Source organism: Pseudomonadota bacterium (assembly GCA_026388255.1).
GTDB lineage: Bacteria > Desulfobacterota > Syntrophorhabdia > Syntrophorhabdales > Syntrophorhabdaceae > JAPLKB01.
Genome location: JAPLKC010000041.1, coordinates 1 through 24104 on the forward strand (window position 1 = coordinate 1; position 24104 = coordinate 24104).

Below are 24104 nucleotides of genomic sequence, written 5' to 3' on the forward strand. Positions count from 1 at the left end.
CTTCCCCAAACAGCCCCCGCCCCGCATGGTGACCAGGACAGATATGGTTACACCGGATGTAGTGAAGACTTTTTAGATGCACTACTTGATATTAAAGGAATTATGATCTATAAACCTCTCGAATCCGCTAAGTCGGGTTAGTAATGTCTGCCTGTAAAAAATCAACCTCTGTAGGACGAAAATAGCGCGAGTCAACCTCGATGACTACGTCACCAACCCGTAATGTCCCGCCTTCAGCAGGATTAATGCTTGCATGATTTGTGATTTGTGATTTGTCAGAGGCAGTATTACTTTTCACGATTAACGAATTACTATTCACAGACTTTACAATGCCGCGTTCGGCTTCTCTGTTGCCTTGCCATTCGATTTCAATACCGGCATAACCAAACCCATTTTCTACAAACTCGCGAATAGAGTGACTTTCTCCAGTTCCTACTACATAATCGTCCGGTTTATCCTGCTGAAGCATGCGCCACATCATTTCAACATATTCAGGCGCAAATCCCCAGTCCCTTCTGGCATTAAGATTTCCAAGATACAGCTTCCTCTGGTTGCCTGCAAGAATATTTGCTAATGCCCTTGTTATCTTTCTGGTGACAAATGTTTCCCCTCTTCGTGGAGATTCATGGTTGAAAAGAATGCCGTTGCAGGCAAACACGCCGTAGCCCTCTCTGTAGTTAATCGTCATCCAGTACGCATAGAGTTTTGCCGCTGCATATGGGCTTCTCGGATAAAACAGGGTCTTTTCGTTTTGTGGAGGAGGCGATGTACCAAACAGTTCCGAAGAAGAAGCCTGATAAAATTTTGTCTCAATCCCGCTTCGACGAATAGCATCAAGGACCCTTGTGGTTCCGATACCTGTTATATCTCCGGTATATTCCGGCATGTCAAAACTGACTTTAACATGACTTTGCGCCCCAAAATGATATATTTCATCGGGTTGTATATTATAAATTAAATTTATAAGCTGACCTGAATCCGAAAGATCGCCGTAATGTAAAAACAGCTTTGTCCCTGCGATGTGAGGGTCGGTATAAATATGGTCTATTCTGCCTGTATTAAAGGTGCTTGCACGGCGGATAAGACCATGCACCTCATATCCTTTGGAGAGAAGAAATTCGGCCAGATATGACCCATCCTGACCGGTGATGCCGGTGATAAGAGCTTTTTTCAATTTAATATCCGCTTTTATTCAGCATTATATGTTCAAGGTTCAAGATAGATATGCTTTTGACATTTTATAAGACATGTAAAAATGTAAGCTACCGCCATTGGATATTGTATAACTTAATAATATTAAACATAATTTTGGTATCAAAGCATATTTCAATAAAAAAATAATTTAAAACAACCGGGATTGAAAATCAATATTTTCATTAATTGTATTGTTCTACTTCAAAAACCCCCAGTATGTCTGTGCTATATATCACTTCCTGCCTTGTATTTCAAGGTTTTTGTCAACCCAAGATCCACCACCACTTTTTATCTTCCATCTCTATGAAGTCTTCAAGGCATGGTACGGTACTATTTAGGTGCTACTTGAGGAACCAGGAGTGTCTATTTCTGTTGATTTTTTCCTTAATGCTTTGACAATGTCGACTGTTGTACAATAAACTTATCTTCTTATGATGATTGAAAACTTAATTACCTGTATATCCCGGAAAAAAAATGCAAATTACCTGCAGTTTATCCCTTCGACCTCCCTTAACATCCCGCCGGGGGCAGTTGATACACCAACCCTGCTCTACATGCATGTGCCTTTCTGTGAGGAACTCTGCCCTTATTGCTCCTTCAACCGGGTGGTTTTCCAGGAGGGGCTTGCCCGGGAATATTACCGTGCCTTGCGTAAAGAGATTCTCATGTATAAGAAACTGGGGTATGACTTTCAGGCGCTTTATGTCGGAGGAGGCACCCCTACTGTCCTTATTGATGAGCTTGAAGAAACGATCCGTTTAATCAAGGAAAATTATCATATTTCTGAAATTTCCGTTGAGACAAACCCGAACCATCTTGTAAACCATAACATAGAACGCTTAAAAAACATGGGGGTAAACAGGCTTTCTGTCGGCGTGCAAACCTTTGATGATGGCATCCTGAAGGCATTAGAACGCTACCACAAATACGGAAGCGGCGATGAGATTGCCAAAAGGCTGAAACATACCCAGGGCAATTTTGATACTCTAAATGTAGACATGATATTCAATTTTCCCACACAGACATTGGAGATATTGGAAAATGATCTGTCCACGCTTGTCGGATTGGGTGTAGATCAGATAACCTATTACCCCCTGATGGTCTCTGCTTATACAAAAGATGTGATGAGTAAAAAACTGGGTATTGTAAACTACGAAAAAGGGAATCAGCTCTATGTTAGAATAACGGAGATGCTATCTAACCATTATAAAGCCAGTACAGCATGGTGTTTTTCGAAAAAAGAAAGGGTGAACAGTGAGCGGGAGGGGAAGGCTCCGACGGCTCTGCCAGTGGAGGGGGCGCCGCGAGCCCCAATAATAGACGAATATGTCGTCCACTATGAAGAGTACGCAGGTATCGGGAGCGGTTCAATCAGTTATCTGGGCGGCAGCGCCTATGCAAATACATTCGACATAAGGACTTATATCGATCAGGTAGACAGTGGTGATCTGCCGATTACAGGGAAAAGGGCGTTTTCCATAAAAGAGAGGCTGTGTTATGATTTCCTGATGAAACTTTTCGGGTTAAGCCTTGACCTTGAGCAGTTGAGTATCAGGAATAAAGTAAATGCTTACCGATATTTATGGCCTGAAATCATGTTCTTCAGGCTGGCAGGCGGGTTAAAAAAGTCCGGCAATATCCTGTACCTTACCAAAAAAGGACAATATTACTGGGTCCTCATGATGCGTGAATTTTTTATCGGCGTGAACAATTTCAGAGACTTTTGTCGTGCTGAAATGATGTCAAAAACAAAACATTAAGGGAGATAAAATGAAAATACGGTTTCTGGGCGCAATACGTAAGGTAACGGGGTCATGCTTTCATCTTTCCGTAAATGGTTTGCAGATGCTTGTCGATTGCGGCATGAATCAGGGAAAAAATTCGGATGAGCTAAACAGAATGGCCTTTGATTTTGAGCCTGACAAAATAGATTATCTCCTCCTCACCCATGCTCATCTCGACCATTCAGGACTTATACCGAAGCTTGTCGCAGCCGGATTCAACGGGGAAATATTGACTACAGCGGCAACAGCGGAACTTCTGGAGATCATGTTATATGATTCTGCGCATATTCAGGAAAAAGACGCGGAATGGCTCACGAAAAAATCCTTAAGGGCAGGGAAAGATGAGGTGTTCGAACCCCTCTATACAAAAGAAGATGTGGAGCATGTAATACCATTTATTAAGAAAGTGCAATATGGAAACATCAACGATCTGGGCAACGGGGTTAGATACAGGTTTGTCGATGCGGGGCATATCCTCGGTTCCGGATCGCTTGAGATATGGTATCAGGGGGACGACGGCAAGGAGAAAAAGATTGTATTCTCGGGGGATATCGGAAAAAACGGAAACCCCATCATAAATGATCCGCAGCATATAGAAGAAGCGGATTATGTTGTTGTAGAGTCAACCTATGGTAATAGATTTCACAAAGGATTGGAAGAAAGCATAGATGAATTTACTGAAGCAATAAAAAAGACTTTCAAGCGGGGGGGGAACGTCCTCATACCTTCTTTTGCTGTTGGAAGAACACAGGACATTCTATTCCTGCTCGACAAACTTACAAAAGAGAAAAAGCTCCCGCATCTAAACGTTTATATAGACAGCCCCCTTGCGGATAAAGCAACAAAGGTCTATATCGCGCACGCAGAACTCTTCGATGAAGATGCGGCACGTTCGTTCTGGTTTAAAGGGAGCGATGCTATGACTCTTCATTATACAACAGCTCTTGAAGAATCCCAGAAGATAAACAAGATAAAGTCAGGCGCAATCATTATTGCCGGCAGCGGGATGTGCGATGGCGGACGTATCAGGCATCATTTCAAACATAATATATGGAGACCTGAGTGCAGCATAATCTTTACCGGTTTTCAGGTAAGGGGGACACTCGGACGGTATATTGTCGATGGGGGAAAGCGGGCCCATATACTCGGCGAAGAGATAGCAATACGGGCAAAGGTGTATACTATCGGAGGGTTTTCAGCCCATGCCGATCAGAAAGAACTCCTTGAATGGCTGGGTGCTTTTACAAATAAGCCGAAGGTTTTCATTGTTCATGGCGAGGAAAACGCTTCCCTTGAATTTGAAAGTATTGTGCTGAAAAAACTGGGCCTTGACACACACGTGCCACATAAAGGTGAGGAGTTTAATATATAAGGCACTCCAATAGGCTTGCCTTTTTCACCTCTTCGCTTTCCAGGAGGTTGGCGTCCTGTCTCCTTTGCGGGAAAATCGGCTGCTTGCAATCTTCAAGTATTCAGTCCTGAGTTCCTGCTTTTTCATTCCGGTGCCATCATCTACAATTGTGATGATCGGGTACTCCGTTAGGGGCTCCGGCAGGCTTATAAATACATTGCTCGAATCCGCATCGTAGCAATTGTCAACCAATTTCTTGATAGCGTCCTTGGTCGATTTGCATGTCTCACCGAGCAATTCGGTTAATCTTGGATCAACTCTGAAATTTGAGCCTTTGCTCGTCGGTGTATTCCCTTGAAAAAATGTGTGGGGGAGGTCATGGTATTCTTTAATATGTGAACCACTCTACGTCGCTGATTTCAGGGAAAGCAATGGCTGGCAGGTGGGTATTGACGGTACCATCGCTTTAGTCACATAGGCGCAGGCGGTTCAATAGACACTACTAAGCTCAAAAAACCCATAGTCGGTTTGTCTTTGGTCAGACGGGACTCATTGCTGACGTTTCCCTTGAAGGATTGAAGCTTACGAAGATTAATCCGAAGTAGAGCTTTCTGTCCAGCGGATTCCGGTCAAGGGGCGGCCCTTTTTTGATGTCTTTGCCGAAGACGCTTTTATCACACTTGCGGCATCGGTCTTTTACCCGGTTTTTTCTCAGGCAAAGTTTCCGGGGCTGTCTCTGCTGTAGCTTTGTAAAGGTTTTGTATTACTAATTAAACAACCATCCTCTTATCCAGAGACCTGTACTGGATTGCTTCGGCGAGATGGGGCTCGAGGATTTGATCCGTATTGTCCAGGTCGGCGATAGTACGGGCTACCTTCAGGATTCTATGGTAGGCACGGGGGGAAAGACCGAATTTGTCAACGGCATTTTCAAGAAGCGTTCTTCCGCTATCATCCAGGGCGCAGTATTTCTTTATCATACGCGGCGCCATATGGCAGTTTGAAAATATCTTCCTGCCCTTAAAACGATCTTCCTGAATCCTATGTGCACCCAGCACTCTTTCCCTTATCTTCTCCGAAGTTTCTTCCTCTTTCTCAATTGACAACTCCCTCACCGTAACGGGGGGCACCTCGATATGCATATCCATCCTGTCCAGGAGAGGTCCGGAGATCCTTGACCTGTGTTTTCTGATCTGCGAGCCGCTGCATATGCATGCCCTCCTGGAATCTCCCCAGTAACCGCAGGGACAGGGGTTCATTGCAGCGATGAGCATAAATTTTGCCGGGAAGGTTATCGAGTGTGTAACCCGTGAAATTGTCACATTACCATCCTCAAGTGGCTGCCGCAATGAATCAAGGACATTCCTTTTAAACTCAGGGAACTCATCGAGAAACAACACACCATTATGGGCAAGGCTGACCTCTCCGGGCTTCGGGATATGGCCTCCGCCTATCAAACCTGCATCCGAAATAGAATGGTGGGGCGCCCTGAAGGGACGTTCAAGAACAAGATACTTATCGGCATCAAGAAGACCGGCAATGCTGTGTATCTTCGTTGTTTCTATCGCTTCCTCGTAATGAAGCGGCGGCAGTATCGTCGGTATCCTCCGGGCAAGCATGGTCTTGCCTGAGCCGGGAGGTCCGATCATAAGGACATTATGACCTCCGCTTGCAGAGATCTCAAGGGCACGCTTTGCCTGCGCCTGACCTTTTATGTCGGAAAAATTTAATCCGGCATCGCTGGTGTGCTCGACTGCTGCATCTTCATTTCTTTGAAACTCCTTTAACTCCCCGTCCCCCAGGAAATGATGAACAATTTCGATAAGATGATTTGCTCCATATATTTTTAATCCCTTAATAATAGAAGCCTCGTTGCCATTCGCAAGGGGCGCTATCAGGCTTTTAACGCCTTCCCTGGCAGCGAGTATGGCTATAGGTAATATCCCTCTGATGCCTTTAATTCTTCCGTCAAGAGATAGCTCTCCGGTAATAAGGCAACCTCTCACTACTTCTTCCCTTATGATGCCCATTGAAATAAGTATGCCCATGGCTATGGGAAGATCAAAGGATGAACCTTCCTTTCTTACATCTGCCGGGGCAAGGTTGATCGTAATCCTGTCATTAGGGAACTCAAACCCGGCGTTCCTTATTGCTGCCCTGACCCTCTCTTTGCTTTCTTTGACTGATGTTTCCGGCAGACCTACAATATTAAAGGCAGGCAAACCGAATGATATATCGACCTCAACGTCTATTCTGATACCGTCTATACCATAAATTGTTGCAGTAGAAACCCTGGAAATCATACAACCCCCCTTGCTCTTTTACTGGGACACCCGCAAGCGGGCATCCGGTCGTCCCCTTTTCTTCCTTATGAACGTGGGATGTCCGCTCACTCGTGTTCGCTTGGACGTCCGCTTCACTGGTACGCAAATGCCTTCTACGTCCTACGTCCGAAGGAGCATAGGCGAATGAACGTCCTACGTCCTAATGCGTCCTACGGCTCAGTTGTTTCACTATTTCCCTCACTTCCTGCGCCCTGTCAATATCACAAACAAGCACACCATTCCCCGATGCAACAATGATCAGATTGTAAACCCCGATAGTCCCTACTTTTATACCATCACTGAATATTACACAATCTTTTGTGTCTATCTGTGTTACATCCCCCTTCGTATAATTCCCATTTTCATCAGGCTCAAATACCCTTGTAAGTGAAGACCATGCACCTATGTCATCCCAGGCAAACCTGGAAGGAATCATTAAGACATTCTCTGCCTTTTCCATAAGCCCGTAGTCTATAGATTTCTTCGGAAGGGTTTTAAAAATGAGGTTTACTTCTTCTTCCCGGTTCCCTCTATATGAGTCCTTAATCTGTAGAAGTCCGCTGTACAGGTCCGGCATATGCCTTTCGATACCCCTCATAACAGCATCGGCGCGCCATACAAAAATACCCCCGTTCCAGTAATAATTGCCCTCTGCTAAATATTCCATTGCCTTCTTCAAATCCGGCTTCTCTACATATCTGTTTACCTTGTAGCATGTTGAATCTTCTATAATATCGAGCCTCTCGTAGGCATGTATATAGCCGTATCCTGTTTCGGGCCTTGATGGTTTTATCCCTATCGTGACAAAATAATCCCCTATTGCCGCACATCTCACGCCCTCTAAAATAACATCTGCGAAACCGTCCACATCGGGAATATATTGGTCGGCAGGCAGGACAACCATCATAGCATCTTTATCTTGATTAAGCAGAAAAAGCGCTGAATAGCCTATACAGGGGGCGGTATCCCTTCCGGCCGGCTCAACGATAAAATTTCCCTCAGGCAACATGCCAAGCTGTTCCTTTGCCGTCTCGAGGTGCTCTTTGCCAATGACAACGAATATCCTGTCTAACGGTATTATTTTGGCGGCCCTTGCAACGGTAAGTTGTATCAGGCTCTTCTCGCCGATGATATTCAGGAATGGCTTGGGTACCAGATCTGTACTTATAGGCCAGAACCTCTCGCCCTTTCCTCCTGCCATAATGATGAAATATATGTGGTCAATTACTGTGGATTGCGGCATTCTGGAGGCTTCATCCCCGTAGAAACCAGGATTTGTGGATTTGGAAGACTTGTTCTTTGCCATATGTTGTCTCCTGCTTACTCCATATATGCTAAAATATTCGGCAATACGGCCGATGCCGAACCTTTCAAAAAATAATCGGTAATCGATGAAGTAAAAGTGGTTTCTTCAGGATTGATTTCAACTATTATTGCCCCTCCGGACTTTGATGTATGGGGTATCTCTGCTGCAGGGTATACCACGCCTGATGTCCCGATTATGAGCATCACCTTACATCTCTCTGCTTCTTCATTTGCCCTTATCATAGCCTCAAAAGGTATGCCTTCTCCGAAAAAAACCACATCGGGTTTTAAGGCCCTGTTACATTTCTCACATATCGGGTAAGGATATATTTCGACAATATTATGAGTAAGAGGAACTCTTTTAGAACAGCTTAAGCATATAAGCCATCTATGATTCCCATGATATTCTATAACGTTGCTGTTTCCTGCAATCTGATGAAGACCGTCGACATTTTGTGTTATAACCGCTTTTAAAAACCCTTTTTTTTCCAATTCGTTCAATGCAATATGTGCATGACTTGGTTTTGAATCCAGTATCACCCTGGACATCTCGTGAAGCATTACCCATACCTTTTCCGGTTTGCTATTAAAAGCCCTGATATGGGCATACTCAATGGGGTCATATTTTTCCCATAACCCCTGGCCCCCGCGGAATGCAGGGATACCGCTGTCTACAGAAATGCCTGCGCCGGTAAAGGCAACTGCATATCCTCTCTCCTTGATAATGTCCGCTACCTTGCGATATTCATCCATGTTTTTCTCTTATTAAACCGTTTAAATTATCCGGATCATTTATAAGGTTTATGAGGTCTTCCAACCCTTATTTATATCCCGAAAGGCAGGTAGGATATTGAAACCGTCTGCCTTTTTTATCGCCCTCTTTACAGCCTCTGCAATAACAAATTCACTCAACACACCGACTCTGTTGATATCGGCTTCCATTTTGCCCATTGAAAGGGCAAAAATAAGATCCCCGTCAAAGGTAGTGTGAACAGGGCTTATAGTTTTTATCAACCCGCATTGGGATATTTGCGCAACCTTAGTGATGTCCCTCTTGTTAAAACGGGCATTTGTGGCAACAACGCCAAGCGTTGTATTAATAAGACCGAACTGCTTCTTTACAAAGCCTTTTTTGAGGGAATCTGATGTATGAGCAAATTCGAGACTTTCCTCCGAAGCCCGTGCGCCTGCTATAACCTTTCCGGTAATGTTGTCTATAATATCGCCAAAGGCATTAACGACTACAAGGGCTCCGACAATCAGACCGTCGGGCATCACGATGCTGCTCGTCCCGATACCTCCCTTCATTGCCCTTGCGACTTCAAATAGTTTTCCTACTGTAGCGCCTGTGCCTGCGCCTACACTCCCTTCTTCAACGGTATCCTTCGCATTTACACATGCTTCATAGCCCATTGACGACGTCGGTCTTACCTTTGCATCCCCGAAAAAGAGGTCAAATATAACAGCAGCCGGGATGATAGGGATCCTGGCTATACCTACATCAAAACCGATATCCTTTTCTTCGAGAAATTTCATGACCCCTGTTGCGGCGTCAAGGCCAAAAGAGCTTCCTCCGCATAAAAGGATCGCATGTACCTGTTCTACGATATGGCTCAAGTTGAGCGAGTCAACCTGCCTTGTACCTGAAGCGCTTCCCCTGACATCCAGCCCGCAGACTGCGCCTTCTTCGCATAGAACTACCGTACACCCGGTGTATCCGGTAAAATCAGATGCATGACCAACCAGAATGCCGCTTACATCTGTAATTGCATTGAGCATGTAGAACCTCTCTTAATGGAAAAACTGCTTTTATTTGTGTAAAAATGCATTCAGCTTTTCTGTTTTTGTATCGTTTTCATTTTTCATATCATCTTTCATTTTTTCAAGCATTTCCCTTATCTCATCATGCTTGATGGAAAGTATCTCGCATGCAAGAATTGCAGCATTTCTCGAAGCATTAATGCCTACTGTGGCTACCGGTATTCCCTTCGGCATCTGAACAATCGACATGAGTGCGTCTACTCCATTCAGGGCCCCGCCGCCGACAGGCACGCCGATAACAGGCAACGTTGTATGAGCCGCCAGCACACCTGGAAGATGAGCCGCCATACCGGCTATGGCAATAATAACTTCCACCCCGTTCTTCCTTGCTTTCTTTGCATATTCAACAGTTTTTTCAGGGTTGCGGTGTGCAGATGATATATCTATTTTAAAAGACACACCCGTTTCTCTTAAGAAATTTACCCCATCCTCTGTCACAGAAAGATCACTTTCACTTCCAATAAGGATTAGTATTTTCGGTTTTTCCATATGAACCCCTTAAAGCAGCATTAGGCATACAGCGGTCGGTTTATTTATATTATATTGAACGCTTGCAGCCGACATTTAATAACGTATTAAAATAAAATCATACATTAAACCGTTTTTTTTTACCATAGCTTTCATAGATATTGCAGATTCTCCCATTAAATTTTACAATAACGGCGGGATGGACATAAAGAACTTTATCGGAAAAACTCCGCTTTTTAAAGGATTGACAGAGAGACAACTCAAGGAGTTATCCACTATAGGACTGGACTGCACATTCAAAAAAGGTCAGACAGTCTTTTCTGACGGTGATGATGCAAACGGTTTTCATGTGCTGCAATCCGGGCGTGTTAAAATCTTTAAACTCTCTTACGAAGGAAGGGAGCAGATTTTGCATATTATCGTTCCCGGTGAACCCTTCGGAGAAGCGCCGGTCTTTGCCGGCGAAAGGTTTCCTGCATACGCTGAAGCCCTGGAAGACAGCGGGACGATCTTTTTCCCAAGGTCGTCATTTATTGAATTAATTAACAAAGATCCTCTTATTGCCATGAATATGCTGGCCATTTTATCGCAAAGATTAAAACGATTCACACAGCTTGTGGAGAACCTCTCCCTCAAAGAGGTGCCGCAGAGACTTGCAGCCTATTTATTGTATTCAATCGAAACTAAAGAAGATCATGATAATTTTGAACTGAATATCGCAAAGGGTCAACTGGCAAGCATCCTCGGCACTATCCCTGAAACGCTCTCACGCATTTTAAGTAAAATGGTCAATCAGAATCTTATACGGGTCCAGGGACGCACAATCAAACTTATCAACAAAAAAGGGCTTGAAGAACTTTCGTCAGGGGAAAGGGTACTGTCTTAGCCCCACCGCGATAGTGGGTGATACAGTTGCAAGCAGAATCTGCCTGACAGCATTGCCTTCAGAGACGGCAATTTGAAGAAAAAGAGGTTGCGGCAATATCAGGCAGTTACTTCAGGATTCGCCCTTTTTTGTGAGCATTTCTTCAAACCACTTTATTCTGTCATGCGCCTTTTTCAGAAAATCTGATGCAGGCTCATGCCCAGGGTCTTTCGGAAATATTTCCAGGGTCAAAAATCCGCCGTATGTTTCCAGAGGAAAGTTATTTTTAACAATATCCCATCGGATGATCCCCTCTTTCGGAAGCCAGTGTCTGTCAAGCAATCCATCATTATCTGAAATGTGTGTTGCAAAAAGCAGATGTCCCCATTGTGCAAGAAGCAACCCCGGTTGAGGGCTGTACAGAAAATCATGGGAGCTGTCATAGCACATACCCAAATAGGTAGAATGAATGCCGGAGAAAATGTAATCGAGATACTCCGGTTTCTGTGTATTTTCGATTGCTATTCTGACATTTGAATCTTCGGCGTATTTCAATAAGTATTCCAGTGCTTCAAGCCCGTAGTGGTTGGGCGGCAGGGGCTGTTCACCCCTACTCCTGCTTACATGTATGACAAGCATGGGTAAACGATGTTTTTTACAGTAGTCAATATATGATGAATATTCTTTTTTTATTTCCCTTCTGCTTTGTTCCGACTCCGACCACAAATCATTGCATCTGCCATCCGGGGCATGAGCGTATTCTGCGAATAATCCCTTTGATCTTACCATCTCGGGCATTAAGTCTTCTTCTTTGCTTTTTACAAGTTCCTCTTCTTCTCCAAGCCCGATAGATGTTACCTCAAAACCTGCGTTTTTTATTGTATTGAGCCTTTCATCAAAGGACAGTGCATATCCGAAGTATGAATAAATGCCGACATTTTTCATAGGTGCGCTCCGACAAAGCTATTGGTTCTTTCGCGGTATCGTATTCTCCCACTTTTTTTCCCGGACCAGCTTCTTGGATTCGAACAGTTGCCGGGTTGTTGTCAGGTAGAAGTTTTTCTCGTCCGAGGTCATACGGAATTTTACATTAAGGCCGAGCTCCCGACCCGGCGGCCTGATGGAATAATTTGTCACAGTCTCGTAAGTTGCATGGGCAGGGTCCTTATCATTCACTTTCCAGGTGTTCTTTTCCTGCATGTGGTATCTGGTGTCACGAATTGTCATCCTTTGATTGATTCCGCAGGAATAAATCGCCGCGCCCGTTTCCGGGTTGTAATCTATATTCGAGCTTTTTCCCTCGTCCTCCTCCTCGTACGATGCGTCAGGCGGCCATTCCTCTTTCTCGGGCTTGGGGAGATCGCAGGTTTGTGTCAGGGTGTTTTTTTGGACGACGGGCAATTCGATGCTCGTATCTGGTCCCGGATAAAGTTTTGTTGCGCCTTTGTAAGGAGTTGGCCAGGCCATGGGAAACTGGGCATTGCTTATGGACAGGCGGATTTTATGTTTCGGCCTGAATCGCCAGGTCGTTAAATGAATCTCAGCGGAAAGTTTGGTCTTCTGGCCCGGAACCAGGGGAGACTGCTTCAGGCGTGATTCCCGGTCAGCCGGGTTGATGAGTGTCCCGCTGACCAGCGACACCTTTCCATCCGGCCAGACATCCTCCAGTCGGACCGACCATTGGTAAAGCGGGGCATCCGCCGAAACAGTCAGGTTGACCCTGGGAAGACCTATGATCTCGACGGATTCTTTCAGCGGTTCGGAATCGAATACCAGACTGCTTTCATCGTCAAAGGACATGTCTCCGCTCGTCTCTCCCCACCATCCGTGGATGCTGGTGCCGGCACCGGCCTTATAGACGAGATTGTAAGGTTTGGCATTGCCCGGAGCCGAAGAGAACAGCTTCTGACTTTCTCCGGGGTAGAACAGATGCTCTTTAATCCCCCCGATAGGCCAATTACCGCACCGCCACTCTCCGGGAGTGGTGGTAATGTCTTCAGAAGGCGGAACAGCATCCCGCATATAGACCATGAAACGGGGTTCCTTCATGATGCCGTTATTGATTCCCTTCAGCCAGTAGTCCCACCAGCGTAATGCCTTTCTTCTCCATTCATAGTTTGGCCCCGGTGTTCCTGTGTGGGGCCATTCGTGTTTCCAGGGGCCGATATCCGCTTTAACCTGTTTGTTGGGTGAATTGAGTAACCGGACAACAGTGTCGCGGTATCCGTCAAGGAGTCCTCCGATTATGTAAACGGGGATTTCGACACCTGCTTGGAATCTTGCGGACTCTTTGCGCCAGAAAGGACCGTCGGAAAGGTTTTCCTTCCATTTGAAATGCCAGGGGGGCTGGTTAAAACGATTTTCAAAAAACTCCGGAGTAAAGGCGTATCTTTTTGTGTCCGGGAGGGCATTGTAGGTGTCTATCATTGCTTCCCAGACATCCGTATGCATTACGCCGTCAATGAAATGGACATCCTGATAGTAGAGGTCATCCGAAGCGTGCGCTATGAGTATGGCTTTGAGTGCCGGTGGTTTGCGCATGGCCGTCATAAGTGAATTGAATGCGCCCCAGGAGAGACCGTACATACCTACATTGCCGTTTGACCATTCTTTCCCGGAGAGCTGATTGATGATTTCCACACAGTCTGAGATCTCATGTTCCGAATATTCCGCCTCAGGAATCACCCCCTCGCTGTCGCCTGTGCCGCGGAGATCCACTTTTGCCACCAGGTATCCTTGCCGGGCAAAAAAAGCGCCCACAGGATAATCCCAGGACAAATAGCACAGATCATCCTTTCGATACCCGTTCATTTCAAAGAAAACCGGAAATTTTTCTCCTGATTTCTTTGCTGTCGGTTTCCAATAGGAGACTGCCAATTTGACGCCGTCAGGCATTCTAAGGAACCCTTTTTCCACTGTAAATTGATATCCTCCTGGAACAAGGGATGTATCAGCCTCATCGCCGGTTTCGTCCTCGCTCTCCGATTGAGCTGCTGACATAAAAGGACTTCCGAAGGGGGTTAGGAGTATGATGCAAAATAATGAAAGAACGAAGAATATTGAAAGGTATTTTTTCATGTCCGCTCCTTTATTTTGAATTGGAATTATATCTCAATAACCATATCGTCTACAGATGCAATGGTGTCAGGAAATATCTTCCGTGCAACCTCCTGCGCATTTTTTCTATCTTCAATGGTCTTGTATAGTTCTGCATCGAAGTGAGCAAGTGCCAATCTTTTTGCTCCGGATTCTTTTGCTATTCTTGCTGCTGTTTCAGGGTTCAGGTGCGGCCAGTAGGCATTCTCCTGTCCTGACTGAAAGGCACATTCGGTAATAAGGAGATCGGAGCTTTCTGCAAGCTTCACTGCATTGTCGCAGTATCCCGTATCACCACAAAAGGCAATAATCTTATTATCAACCTCAAACCGATATCCAAGTGTAAGCGATTTGTGCAGAAGAGGGAGACTTACAACTGAAAACGGGAGCCGATCCTTCTGTAAGGGAAGCTCGACAAATTGTGTAGTAAACTGAAAATCTTGTATTGGTGCCGTAAATGGAGCATCAAGCATTTTTCCTAATATGGAGGCAATGCCTTCCTGTCCGCATATCCATAAACCCTGTTGAAAGTTGTATTTGCAGATAGTGTGGAGACCGATAATATGATCGAAATGGAAATGACTTAAAAAGAGATAGGCCGGTTTATTGAAATCGACATAACCGTCCAGTTTTGCGATACCATTGCCTGCATCAAGAATAATGGTATAATAGGGTGTGTCGACAAGGATGCAGATCGTGTTTCCTGTATCAGTATCATACCAGCCGTTCGTACCCAGAAAGACAACTTTTGGCATTGCAGATCCTTTACAATATGATTATCTTCGTCTCGTTTAGCCGTTAAACTACCCCGTTATATTTTTAAGTTCTTCAATCCGTTCTTTGAAAACTCTTTCTCGTATTTTTGTGCAAAGGGCTGTCCTTTAACGAAACTCTCTTCCTCTGACATCTTTTCTACCGGTTTTCTTCCATATTCATTCTCCATATCGCGTCTGGCAAGATTAAATATGAGTTTCTCCCAGAAGATGTTATCATCGTAACTCTGGATATATTCAATAATTTCTTCGTCTTCTTCAAGCTTTTCGGAAGGGTAATATATTTTTTCCGTTTCATCATACTCCACCAGATGTTCAAGGCCAACGTTCTTTGCAAATGAGAAGATGTATTCTTCCATGGCAGTAAATTCGTTGTCTTCAGACTCATCTACTGCATTGACTATGCCGTTGCCCATGTAGACAATCTTTAACAAGGTTTTGTATTGTTCTTTTGTAAAATTGATTTTCATATAGCTCTCTCTTATTTTATTTAACGACAATATTATCTATTGAAACATTAATCGATATCTCTGAGCAAGTTTTTCGATTCAATTTTACGAATAAACTATAACAAAAATATCTCGGTACTTGCCGCTGTTTAATTTTCCGCTAAATGATTGATTTTTCTTAAATCTTTGATACAATTAAATTATAAATACTTTTGTGGGGAAACATGGGTTTTATAAAGAAAACATACCACATTTTCATTTTTCTCTTTTTTTCTTTTATAGCTGTTTCAATCTTTTTCGGGGGAGATATTCTTCGTCAGGCTGGGGAGACAATAGGAACCGGTCTTTTTGAAAGCCTGGCAGATAAAGCAGATTCAATAAAATACAGAGTTGATACGGCTGTCGGAAAGATAGATAAAGTACAGCAAGACAGAGAAAAGAAGGGTGCTGAGATGGCCAGAAAGCTGAAGGATTACAAGAAGGACAATGAAGATATTCTAAAAGGCAAAGACTGACAAAATCCTATTCTTCCATTGCTTGTCAATCAATTTCAAGTTTTTCCTCCTCATACTTTGCTGTATTTAAAGGTAATGTTTACCGGTACGTGTATCCCCCTATTTATGTCGTGCCTTGCATCGCCTTTATTTGATTTTTACCCCCATTTTTGATATAAATTATCAATATATAATGAGGAATCTCATCTTAAAGGTATGGAGAGGAGAAGCGAAATATTTGAAATGGTTTCTGTACCCCCTGCTTTTCTTCTTGTCTGGTTTGTATAAACTTTGTCTTAAACTGAGGACAGCGTTGTATGATATGGGCATGATAAAGACGAAAGAAGTGTCCATCCCTGTAGTAAGCATCGGCAATATAACCCTTGGGGGCACCGGTAAGACGCCGGTTGTTGAGAGGCTTTCGATGAAGTTGAAAGAGTCAGGGCTGAATCCGGGTATTGCAACAAGGGGATACAAGAGGGAAAGGGGCGGTATGTTTTGTGTGGATGTTAAAAACGACACCGCAAAAGAGGTAGGGGATGAGGCCTTCATGCTTGCAAAAAAGACACAAATCCCGGTATTCGTTGGCGCTGACAGGGCAGAGGCGATAGGCCAGGGTATAAGGGATTTACGGATAGACGTCGCGCTCCTTGATGATGGTTTTCAATTGAAAAATATTAAAAAGGATATGGACATACTTATTCTTAACGGCAGGGAAGGCGGAAATAATGGATTGTTCCCTCTTGGTCCTTACAGGGAGCCCACTGAAAGAATAAAGGATGCAGATGTGATTATTATAAATAAGGGTGATATGAACGGTGAAATTGGACAATACGGCGAAGGTATTCCGGTTTTCCGGGCTCAATATAAACCGGCATATCTATACAACATCAAGATGAATCTTATTGCCCACTATAATTTTTTAAAGGGCAGAAATGTGCTTGCCTTCGCAGGCCTGGGCGACAACCGGTCCTTTTTTGACCTGCTTAAGGCAATGGGAGTTCATGTTTTGCATGAAATATCGTATCCTGACCATTATGCGTATAAAAGAAGAGATATGGAAAGACTCCTGTCTGTTAAGGATGTGGAGGCTTTTGTTACCACAGAAAAGGATGCTGTAAAGATCGTCCATACGGATATACCTGAAAACCTTTTCTACCTGGCAATAGAGATGGTAATCGAGCGCGAGCAGGAGTTTATAGATTGCATTATTAAAAAAATAGAAGATAAGAAAATAGTTCACAATTGACAGCACAGGGTCAAAAAGGAGAAGTCATGTCAGAAAGAGTAATGATTTTTGATACCACATTGAGAGATGGAGAACAGTCTCCGGGAAACACGATGAACACACAGGAAAAACTCAGGGTAGCCAGACAACTTGAGATTCTGGGTGTCGATATTATTGAAGCTGGTTTTCCTATAGCCTCGGATGGCGATTTTGATGCAGTAAGACAGATTGCCGGCATTATCAAAAACTGCGAGGTAGCAGGTCTTGCGCGGGCAAACAATGGAGACATTGACCGGGCCTGGGAAGCAATAAAAAATGCGAGCATGCCCCGGATACATACCTTTATTTCAACCTCAGACATACATCTCAAGCATCAATTCAAGAAGACCAGGGATGAAATTTTAAAGATAGCAGTAGATGCCGTAAAAAGGGCAAAGAAATATACCGAAAATGTTGAATTCTCTGCCATGGATGCAACCAGAAGCGACTGGGATTACCTGTGCTGTATAGTAGCCGAGGTTATCGATGCAGGGGCTGTTACCGTTAATATCCCGGATACGGTAGGCTACGCTGTGCCTCAGGAATTCGGCAAACTTATACGCTACATTAAAGAGCATGTACCCAACATAGACCGGGCCGTTATCAGTATACACTGTCATAATGATCTCGGACTTGCCGTTGCAAACTCCATTGCGGCAATAGAAAATGGTGCGCGCCAGATAGAGTGCACGATCAACGGCATCGGCGAACGGGCAGGAAACGCATCAATGGAAGAGATTGCCATGATCCTCCGTACACGAAAAGACGCATTTTCCTTAGAAACACGGATCGTCACCGAGAAGATATATCCTGCGAGCAGGCTTATAACTTCTATTACAGGCGTTTCCGTTCAACCTAATAAGGCAATAGTCGGCGCCAATGCCTTTGCCCATGAATCAGGCATTCATCAGGACGGCCTTTTGAAGGCAAAACTTACATATGAGATTATGACCCCCGAGTCTGTGGGCATAGCAAAAAGCTCCCTTGTCCTCGGCAAACACTCCGGCAGGCACGCATTCCGGGAGAGGATTGAAGGGCTTGGTTATACACTGGACGAAAAAGAGCTCAATGTTACCTTTAAAAGGTTTAAGACACTCTCCGACATGAAAAAATATGTCTACGATGAAGACATTGAAATGATTATCATGGATGAAATATACAAAATCCCTGAGAAATACAGGCTTGTATACCTGAATGTGAGTTGTGGCAACACAACTATCCCTACAGCTACGGTGAAGCTTGAAATTGACGGGAATGTTTTTCAGGATGTGGGTGTAGGGGATGGGCCTGTTGACGCCACATACAAGATTATCAAAAAGATGGTAAAAACAAACAGCAAGCTTGTAAAATTTTCTGTTAATTCCATAACGAAAGACATGGATGCCCAGGGTGATGTATTCGTGAAGCTTGAAGAAAAAGGACTTATTTCCATCGGGAAAGGCGCTGATACGGACATTATTGTGGCAAGCGCAAAGGCATACATCAACGCACTGAACAGGCTTGAGTATATTAAAACAAAAAAAGTTGAGGTGAAGTAGTATGGGTATGACGATTACGGAAAAGATACTTGCATCACATGCAGGGAAGGCTTATGTGGAGCCGGGAGAAATTATCGATGCAGAAATTGACCTTGCCCTTGCCAATGATATAACAGCACCCTTATCACTTGAAGAGTTCGAAAAAGTAGGCGCTACGAAGGTTTTTGACAATGATAAGGTGGTCTTTGTCCTTGACCACTTCACGCCGAACAAGGATATACTGTCAGCAGAAAACTGCAAGAAGATCAGGGAGTTTTCAATAAAGCACAGCATCACCCATTTCTATGAAGGTGGGCAATGCGGCGTAGAGCATGCCCTGCTCCCTGAAGCAGGCCTCGTGCTTCCCGGTGATCTGGTGATAGGGGCTGATAGTCATACCTGCACATATGGGGCCCTTGGTGCCTTTGCAACAGGGATGGGCAGCACCGATATTACCTACGGTATGGTTACCGGCCGTACCTGGTTAAAGGTCCCTGAAAATATCAAGTTTATATGTCATGGAAAATGGCAGGAGTGGGTTACCGGAAAAGACCTTATCCTCCATATAATAGGAAAGATAGGGGTGGATGGCGCCCTCTATGCGTCTATGGAGTTTGACGGCGAGGCAATTGCAGCCCTTTCCATGGATTCACGCTTTACAATCGCTAACATGGCTATTGAGGCAGGCGGAAAGAATGGAATATTCAAGGTAGATGAAAAGACACTTGAATATGTAAAGGAGAGAAGCATGAGGCCCTATAGGGTTTTTGAGAGCGATAAAGATGCAAAATACAGGGAAGTTTATGAGATTGATGCAGGCAGCATCGGTCTCAACGTTGCCTGCCCGTCGCTGCCTTCCAATGTTAAAAACGTGGATGAGTTGAAAGGCGTACATGTTGATCAGGTAATAATTGGTTCATGTACAAACGGGCGTATTGAAGACCTGGAGATTGCGGCCCGGATATTAAAAGGAAGAAAAACGGCAAAGCATACGAGGTGCATTGTTATACCTGCCACACCGAAGATATATGCGGAAGCCTTAAAGCGCGGGTTTTTTGAGGTTTTTCTTGAGGCGGAATGTATTATATCGCCTCCGACATGCGGTCCATGCCTTGGCGGACATATGGGCATACTTGCAAAAGGCGAAAGGGCAGTGGCAACAACAAATAGAAATTTTATCGGAAGGATGGGGCATCCCGAAAGTGAGGTTTATCTTTCAGGTCCTGCAGTCGCTGCGGCAAGCGCTATCAAAGGCGAGATTGCACATCCACGGGAGGTCTTATGATACTCAAAGGAAGGGTATGGAAGTTTGGAGACAATATTGATACGGATATTATCATACCGGCACGATACCTTGCGATAACCGATCCGAAGGCGCTGGGAGAGCATTGTATGGAACCGCTGGCGCCGTTATTTCACAAAGAAGTAAAACCGGGAGACATCATTGTCGGCGGATTCAATTTCGGATGTGGCTCATCAAGGGAACATGCGCCTATCGCCATTTCCGCCCTCGGTATTTCTCTTATTATTGCAAAGAGTTTCGCACGTATTTTTTACAGAAACGGTTTCAACAAAGGGCTCGCGCTTCTGGAGGCAAACATAGCAGGGGATGTTGAAGACGGGGAGATTATAGAGGTTGACCTCTCTTCAGGGGTCATAACATGGAAGGATAAAGAAGCCAAGGCAAAACCGATTCCGCCTTTCATGGAAGAACTTATCAATGCAGGCGGATTAATAAACTATCTGAAAAAAAACCTGGAGGAGGGTAAACATGAAAGCATATAATCTAGCTGTTGTCGGAGCAACAGGTGCTGTAGGAAATGAAATGATTGCAACACTTGAGCAGAGAAAATTTCCTGTAAAGAAACTGACGCTTCTTGCCTCAGCGAGGAGCATAGGAAAAACATTGACATACAAAGGGGAAGAAATACCGGTTGATGAATTGACAGAAAATTCCTTTAAGGGCATTGATATAGGATTATTTTCACCTGGAGGTTCGGTAAGCGCGAAGTTTGCGCCTATTGCCGCGGCAGCCGGATGCGTTGTCATAGACAATACGGCCGCCTTCAGGATGGACCCTGATGTCCCGCTTATTGTACCTGAAGTCAACGCCCATGCAATAAAGGATTATAAAAAAAGGGGGATTATTTCAAACCCCAATTGCTCAACAATTCAGATGGTTGTGGTATTGAAACCGCTCCATGACGCGGCAAAAATAAAACGGGTTGTAGTCTCCACTTATCAGGCTGTTTCCGGCACAGGAAAAAAGGCAATTGATGAGCTTGAAAAGCAGATACTTGCCATCTATAACGGCAAAGATGTTGAGAACAAAGTGTACCCCTATCAGATAGCCTTTAACTGCCTGCCCCATATAGACGTTTTTCTTGAAAACGGCTATACCAAAGAAGAGATGAAAATGGTTAACGAAACAAAAAAAATTATGGAAGATAACAGTATTCAGGTTACCGCAACCACGGTAAGGGTGCCTGTCTTCTATGGACATTCGGAATCCGTAAATATTGAATTTGAAAAGCCCATAAGTCCTGACGAGGCGAGGAAGATATTGAAAAAGGCACCGGGTGTAAAGGTAGTGGATGACCCTTCAAAAAATAAATATCCCCTTGCAATACACGCGGCAGGCAAAGACGATACCTTTGTGGGAAGAATACGTAGCGATGAATCCATCCCCTATGGGTTGAACATGTGGATTGTTGCGGACAATATCAGGAAGGGCGCTGCCCTCAATGCCGTGCAGATTGCCGAGGTACTTATAGGGAAGTATTTATAAAAGTGAAAAATGAAAAGGTGGAAAGTGAAAGGTGAAAAGAGATGAGCGATGAGTAAAGGGCGGAACAAAGAGGTTTTTCCAGATAAAAAGACAGCGTCTTTGCTGAATTTCTGTGATATTATGTGCGTATACGCACAGATGCCGAGGGATACGGCAGTAGACGGTGCAGGTAGTTGCAGGACCTTTGTTGCGTTATATTGTGATATAAAAAAATCCTTAGTTCATAAGAACATGCCCTGTATGCAGAAGGTCATGCGGGGACAGGACGATGAGAGTGAAAATAATACCGCGAAAAAACAAGTAGATAAGAGGAGGTCATAATGAAAAAGGCATTTATGTACATTGCTGTTATTTTTGTTGTTTTCAGTCTATCAGGCTGCGGCTACAATACTATGCAGGCCAACGAAGAGGCAGTAAAGGCTGCATGGGGGGATGTTGAGGCGTCATACCAGAGAAGAAGTGACCTGATTCCTAATCTTGTTGAAGTTGTCAAAGGCTATGCAAAGCATGAAAAGGATACGCTTCAGGCTGTTACAGAGGCAAGGGCAAAAGTAGGAAGCATGCAGGTCTCAAAAGATATGGTCGGCGATCCTAAAACCATGGCTCAGTTTCAGGCTGCACAGGGGGCTATGAGCAGCGCGCTCTCAAGACTCATGGTAGTTGTTGAAAAATATCCGGACCTGAAGGCAAATCAGAATTTTATGGATCTCCAGCACCAGCTTGAAGGCACGGAAAACAGGATAAATGTGGCCAGGGTGAGGTATAATAAGAGTGTACAGACATTCAATACATCCATACGGATATTCCCGAACAGTATGACAAACAGTATGCTGCTCCACCTGACACCCAAAGAGGCTTTTAAAGCAGAGGCAGGTGCGGAAAAAGCACCGGCAGTGAAGTTTTAAGGGCAGTGAATAGTAGATGGGTGAATAGTGAAAAGAACTGAAATGATTAGGAAGTTCCTTTTTAAAATACTATTATTTTTTTTGTTTCTTACTATTCAATATTCAATATTCAATATTCACTGTTTTGCCCTCGATGTTCCACCTCTTAAAGGTTATGTAAACGACTACGCGAATATGATCTCTGCTTCCGCACTTACTCAGATCGAGGCGGAGCTTAAAGCCTTTGAGCAGTCCGATTCAACGCAGGTTGTCATACTTACGATCCCGTCACTTGAGGGGGAGGTGCTGGAAGAGTATTCCATCAAAGTTGGAGAAACCTGGAAAATCGGTCAGAAAGGCAAGGACAACGGCATTATTTTTCTTGTTTCGAATCAGGACAGGAAGATCCGTATTGAATTAGGTCGGGGTCTGGAAGGCAAACTTACCGACATGACTGCGGGAAGGATTATTGATCTGGTAGTAAAACCAAGGTTTAAAAGAGGGGATTTTGACGGAGGATTTACCGCCGGAATACACTCCCTGATTGATGCAACACGGGGAGAGTTTAAGGCTGAAACCAGAACATCTCCTGCAAGGAAGAAAGGCATTTCCTCTTATTTCACAATTTTGTTTTTTGCCGGTGTTGTCCTGCTTTTTCTCGGCAGGACCTCAAAGGTCCTGGGGGGTACAGCCGGTGCTCTTGGATTGCCTGCTGTTCTATATCTGTTCTTCGGTGCCCCGTTGATACTGATTGTGATCTTTGGCCTATTAGGTTTGGCAATGGGCATCTTTTTGCCGGTTTTATTCTCTGCCGGTGGAGGCCATGGTGGCGACTGGTGGTTTGGCGGAGGAGGTTGGGGAAGCGGTGGCGGCGGTAGCGATTCAGGTGGAGGTTTCGACGGAGGCGGTGGCGGTGACTTCGGCGGTGGCGGCGGTTCAGGAGACTGGTAGTTTTTTGTAATTTTGGATTTTTAATTAAGAGGAAATGATAAAAACCGGAGTTTGAATTACTATGAGTATTAAACATCACATAAATTCGGATAAGTTTTTTTCTAAAGAAGAAAGGGAGCTTATTAAAAAAGCGACCGTTGATGTCGAATCCCGCACAATAGGGGAGATAGCTGTCATGGTTGTTGACCACAGTGGTTTGTATAGAGAGGCGGAAATCATCGGCAGCGTATTTTCAGGCAGCCTCATCTCTCTTATTGGAACGGAGATACTCTTCCATGTGTCGGAAACAGTGGCTGAATTTTTCTTCCATTCAACAATGTGGCTTTTTATCCCTCTCGCTGTTGTACTTTTCTTCCCCTTTAAAGTTTTATTCAAATCAATACCCTCTCTTAAATTTGTCTTTGTGGGTAAAAAGAGGAAGGAAGGGGCAGTAAAAGAGAGAGCTTTGCGGGCTTTTTATGAGAAAGGCCTGTATAAAACAAAGCAGAATACAGGGGTACTTTTCTTCCTTTCTTTGCTCGAAAGAAAGGTCTGGGTGCTTGCAGATAAAGGCATTCATGGAAAGATCCATCAGAAGACCTTAAACAGATTTGCCAATATTGTTTCAAAAGGCATAAAAGATGGGCATGCCTGTGATGCTCTCTGCGAAGCCATTATGGAAGCAGGGGAACTGCTTACAAAACATTTTCCTGCCATTGCCGGAGATGTTGATGAATTACCCGATGATGTCATGTTTGATTCGGGAAGAGAAACAGAATAAACAATTGGTTTTA

The 24104-nt window shown here is 44.3% G+C and carries 23 protein-coding genes; 13 read left to right on the forward strand and 10 right to left on the reverse strand.

Going from position 1 to position 24104, the window contains the following annotated elements:
• Positions 1–127: 127 nt before the first annotated feature.
• Positions 128–1174 (reverse strand): GDP-mannose 4,6-dehydratase, encoded by a 1047-nt coding sequence (gene gmd / locus NT178_05085; GenBank protein MCX5811904.1) that lies wholly within the window; start codon positions 1172–1174, stop codon positions 128–130.
• A 451-nt stretch (positions 1175–1625) separates the two neighbouring features.
• On the opposite strand from gmd, the gene NT178_05090 reads away from it, so the two are divergent.
• Positions 1626–2954, forward strand: coding sequence for a radical SAM protein (locus tag NT178_05090; GenBank protein ID MCX5811905.1), 1329 nt, complete (start codon positions 1626–1628; stop codon positions 2952–2954).
• A 10-nt stretch (positions 2955–2964) separates the two neighbouring features.
• Positions 2965–4350 (forward strand): MBL fold metallo-hydrolase, encoded by a 1386-nt coding sequence (locus NT178_05095; GenBank protein ID MCX5811906.1) that lies wholly within the window; start codon positions 2965–2967, stop codon positions 4348–4350.
• Between the two features lie 749 nt (positions 4351–5099).
• Here the strand turns inward: NT178_05095 and NT178_05100 are convergent.
• From NT178_05100 to purE, 5 genes are all read right to left on the reverse strand, one after another.
• On the reverse strand, positions 5100–6632 hold the full coding sequence (locus tag NT178_05100) for a YifB family Mg chelatase-like AAA ATPase (protein MCX5811907.1): 1533 nt from the start codon (positions 6630–6632) through the stop codon (positions 5100–5102).
• 181 nt (positions 6633–6813) lie between these two features.
• On the reverse strand, positions 6814–7959 hold the full coding sequence (locus NT178_05105; GenBank protein MCX5811908.1) for a mannose-1-phosphate guanylyltransferase: 1146 nt from the start codon (positions 7957–7959) through the stop codon (positions 6814–6816).
• A 14-nt stretch (positions 7960–7973) separates the two neighbouring features.
• Positions 7974–8711: an NAD-dependent deacylase gene (locus NT178_05110; protein ID MCX5811909.1), complete on the reverse strand. Its 738-nt coding sequence runs from the start codon at positions 8709–8711 to the stop codon at positions 7974–7976.
• Positions 8712–8759: 48 nt separating this feature from the next.
• Entirely contained in the window at positions 8760–9737 is a 978-nt protein-coding gene (locus NT178_05115; GenBank protein ID MCX5811910.1) for a P1 family peptidase, read from the reverse strand.
• Between the two features lie 30 nt (positions 9738–9767).
• Positions 9768–10268, reverse strand: coding sequence for a 5-(carboxyamino)imidazole ribonucleotide mutase (gene purE / locus NT178_05120; protein ID MCX5811911.1), 501 nt, complete (start codon positions 10266–10268; stop codon positions 9768–9770).
• Between the two features lie 178 nt (positions 10269–10446).
• On the opposite strand from purE, the gene NT178_05125 reads away from it, so the two are divergent.
• Positions 10447–11133 carry a Crp/Fnr family transcriptional regulator gene (locus NT178_05125; protein MCX5811912.1) on the forward strand — a complete coding sequence of 229 codons (687 nt, stop codon included), beginning with the start codon at positions 10447–10449 and terminating at the stop codon, positions 11131–11133.
• Positions 11134–11244: 111 nt separating this feature from the next.
• Here NT178_05125 and NT178_05130 read toward each other — a convergent pair whose 3' ends face one another.
• Genes NT178_05130 through NT178_05145 form a run of 4 tightly spaced genes read right to left on the reverse strand, consistent with a single transcriptional unit; the run spans position 11245 to position 15451 of the window.
• Positions 11245–12057, reverse strand: a complete 813-nt coding sequence (locus NT178_05130) for a TIM barrel protein (GenBank protein MCX5811913.1) — start codon at positions 12055–12057, stop codon at positions 11245–11247.
• A gap of 18 nt (positions 12058–12075) precedes the next feature.
• A complete protein-coding gene (locus NT178_05135) occupies positions 12076–14190 on the reverse strand; it encodes a CocE/NonD family hydrolase (GenBank protein ID MCX5811914.1) in 2115 nt (704 codons plus the stop codon).
• Between the two features lie 26 nt (positions 14191–14216).
• A complete protein-coding gene (locus NT178_05140) occupies positions 14217–14963 on the reverse strand; it encodes an MBL fold metallo-hydrolase (protein ID MCX5811915.1) in 747 nt (248 codons plus the stop codon).
• A gap of 56 nt (positions 14964–15019) precedes the next feature.
• Positions 15020–15451 (reverse strand): hypothetical protein, encoded by a 432-nt coding sequence (locus NT178_05145; protein ID MCX5811916.1) that lies wholly within the window; start codon positions 15449–15451, stop codon positions 15020–15022.
• Positions 15452–15654: 203 nt separating this feature from the next.
• Between NT178_05145 and NT178_05150 the strand changes: the two genes are divergently transcribed.
• The 10 genes from NT178_05150 to NT178_05195 all read left to right on the forward strand — a co-directional run bounded on the left by NT178_05150 (position 15655) and on the right by NT178_05195 (position 24091).
• Positions 15655–15945 carry a hypothetical protein gene (locus tag NT178_05150; protein MCX5811917.1) on the forward strand — a complete coding sequence of 97 codons (291 nt, stop codon included), beginning with the start codon at positions 15655–15657 and terminating at the stop codon, positions 15943–15945.
• Between the two features lie 172 nt (positions 15946–16117).
• The gene (gene lpxK / locus NT178_05155; protein ID MCX5811918.1) at positions 16118–17173 is read left to right on the forward strand and encodes a tetraacyldisaccharide 4'-kinase; all 1056 of its coding nucleotides are present in this window, start codon (positions 16118–16120) and stop codon (positions 17171–17173) included.
• A 26-nt stretch (positions 17174–17199) separates the two neighbouring features.
• Entirely contained in the window at positions 17200–18729 is a 1530-nt protein-coding gene (locus NT178_05160) for a 2-isopropylmalate synthase (GenBank protein MCX5811919.1), read from the forward strand.
• Position 18730: 1 nt separating this feature from the next.
• Positions 18731–19993 (forward strand): 3-isopropylmalate dehydratase large subunit, encoded by a 1263-nt coding sequence (gene leuC / locus NT178_05165; GenBank protein ID MCX5811920.1) that lies wholly within the window; start codon positions 18731–18733, stop codon positions 19991–19993.
• Positions 19990–20493, forward strand: coding sequence for a 3-isopropylmalate dehydratase small subunit (locus tag NT178_05170; protein MCX5811921.1), 504 nt, complete (start codon positions 19990–19992; stop codon positions 20491–20493). The genes leuC and NT178_05170 overlap by 4 nt, the downstream gene beginning before the upstream one ends.
• Positions 20480–21496 (forward strand): aspartate-semialdehyde dehydrogenase, encoded by a 1017-nt coding sequence (locus tag NT178_05175; protein MCX5811922.1) that lies wholly within the window; start codon positions 20480–20482, stop codon positions 21494–21496. The genes NT178_05170 and NT178_05175 overlap by 14 nt, the downstream gene beginning before the upstream one ends.
• Positions 21497–21544: 48 nt before the next feature.
• The gene (locus tag NT178_05180; protein ID MCX5811923.1) at positions 21545–21817 is read left to right on the forward strand and encodes a hypothetical protein; all 273 of its coding nucleotides are present in this window, start codon (positions 21545–21547) and stop codon (positions 21815–21817) included.
• Complete coding sequence (locus tag NT178_05185) at positions 21817–22401, forward strand: LemA family protein (protein ID MCX5811924.1); 585 nt, start codon at positions 21817–21819, stop codon at positions 22399–22401. The genes NT178_05180 and NT178_05185 overlap by 1 nt, the downstream gene beginning before the upstream one ends.
• Positions 22402–22428: 27 nt before the next feature.
• The gene (locus NT178_05190; protein ID MCX5811925.1) at positions 22429–23331 is read left to right on the forward strand and encodes a TPM domain-containing protein; all 903 of its coding nucleotides are present in this window, start codon (positions 22429–22431) and stop codon (positions 23329–23331) included.
• Positions 23332–23392: 61 nt separating this feature from the next.
• Positions 23393–24091 (forward strand): TPM domain-containing protein, encoded by a 699-nt coding sequence (locus NT178_05195; protein MCX5811926.1) that lies wholly within the window; start codon positions 23393–23395, stop codon positions 24089–24091.
• The last annotated feature ends 13 nt before the right edge of the window (positions 24092–24104 follow it).

Excerpts from the sequence above, each read along its gene's own strand:
- NT178_05185 (MCX5811924.1), top strand. The coding sequence starts at position 21,817 with ATGAAAAAGGCATTTATGTACATTGCTGTTATTTTTGTTGTTTTCAGT.
- lpxK (MCX5811918.1), top strand. The coding sequence starts at position 16,118 with ATGAGGAATCTCATCTTAAAGGTATGGAGAGGAGAAGCGAAATATTTG.
- NT178_05140 (MCX5811915.1), bottom strand. The coding sequence starts at position 14,963 with ATGCCAAAAGTTGTCTTTCTGGGTACGAACGGCTGGTATGATACTGAT.
- NT178_05095 (MCX5811906.1), top strand. The coding sequence starts at position 2,965 with ATGAAAATACGGTTTCTGGGCGCAATACGTAAGGTAACGGGGTCATGC.
- purE (MCX5811911.1), bottom strand. The coding sequence starts at position 10,268 with ATGGAAAAACCGAAAATACTAATCCTTATTGGAAGTGAAAGTGATCTT.
- NT178_05175 (MCX5811922.1), top strand. The coding sequence starts at position 20,480 with ATGAAAGCATATAATCTAGCTGTTGTCGGAGCAACAGGTGCTGTAGGA.
- NT178_05125 (MCX5811912.1), top strand. The coding sequence starts at position 10,447 with ATGGACATAAAGAACTTTATCGGAAAAACTCCGCTTTTTAAAGGATTG.
- NT178_05100 (MCX5811907.1), bottom strand. The coding sequence starts at position 6,632 with ATGATTTCCAGGGTTTCTACTGCAACAATTTATGGTATAGACGGTATC.
- NT178_05170 (MCX5811921.1), top strand. The coding sequence starts at position 19,990 with ATGATACTCAAAGGAAGGGTATGGAAGTTTGGAGACAATATTGATACG.
- NT178_05160 (MCX5811919.1), top strand. The coding sequence starts at position 17,200 with ATGTCAGAAAGAGTAATGATTTTTGATACCACATTGAGAGATGGAGAA.
- leuC (MCX5811920.1), top strand. The coding sequence starts at position 18,731 with ATGGGTATGACGATTACGGAAAAGATACTTGCATCACATGCAGGGAAG.
- NT178_05145 (MCX5811916.1), bottom strand. The coding sequence starts at position 15,451 with ATGAAAATCAATTTTACAAAAGAACAATACAAAACCTTGTTAAAGATT.
- NT178_05135 (MCX5811914.1), bottom strand. The coding sequence starts at position 14,190 with ATGAAAAAATACCTTTCAATATTCTTCGTTCTTTCATTATTTTGCATC.
- NT178_05115 (MCX5811910.1), bottom strand. The coding sequence starts at position 9,737 with ATGCTCAATGCAATTACAGATGTAAGCGGCATTCTGGTTGGTCATGCA.
- NT178_05090 (MCX5811905.1), top strand. The coding sequence starts at position 1,626 with ATGATGATTGAAAACTTAATTACCTGTATATCCCGGAAAAAAAATGCA.
- NT178_05105 (MCX5811908.1), bottom strand. The coding sequence starts at position 7,959 with ATGGCAAAGAACAAGTCTTCCAAATCCACAAATCCTGGTTTCTACGGG.
- NT178_05195 (MCX5811926.1), top strand. The coding sequence starts at position 23,393 with ATGAGTATTAAACATCACATAAATTCGGATAAGTTTTTTTCTAAAGAA.
- NT178_05180 (MCX5811923.1), top strand. The coding sequence starts at position 21,545 with ATGAGTAAAGGGCGGAACAAAGAGGTTTTTCCAGATAAAAAGACAGCG.
- NT178_05150 (MCX5811917.1), top strand. The coding sequence starts at position 15,655 with ATGGGTTTTATAAAGAAAACATACCACATTTTCATTTTTCTCTTTTTT.
- NT178_05110 (MCX5811909.1), bottom strand. The coding sequence starts at position 8,711 with ATGGATGAATATCGCAAGGTAGCGGACATTATCAAGGAGAGAGGATAT.
- NT178_05130 (MCX5811913.1), bottom strand. The coding sequence starts at position 12,057 with ATGAAAAATGTCGGCATTTATTCATACTTCGGATATGCACTGTCCTTT.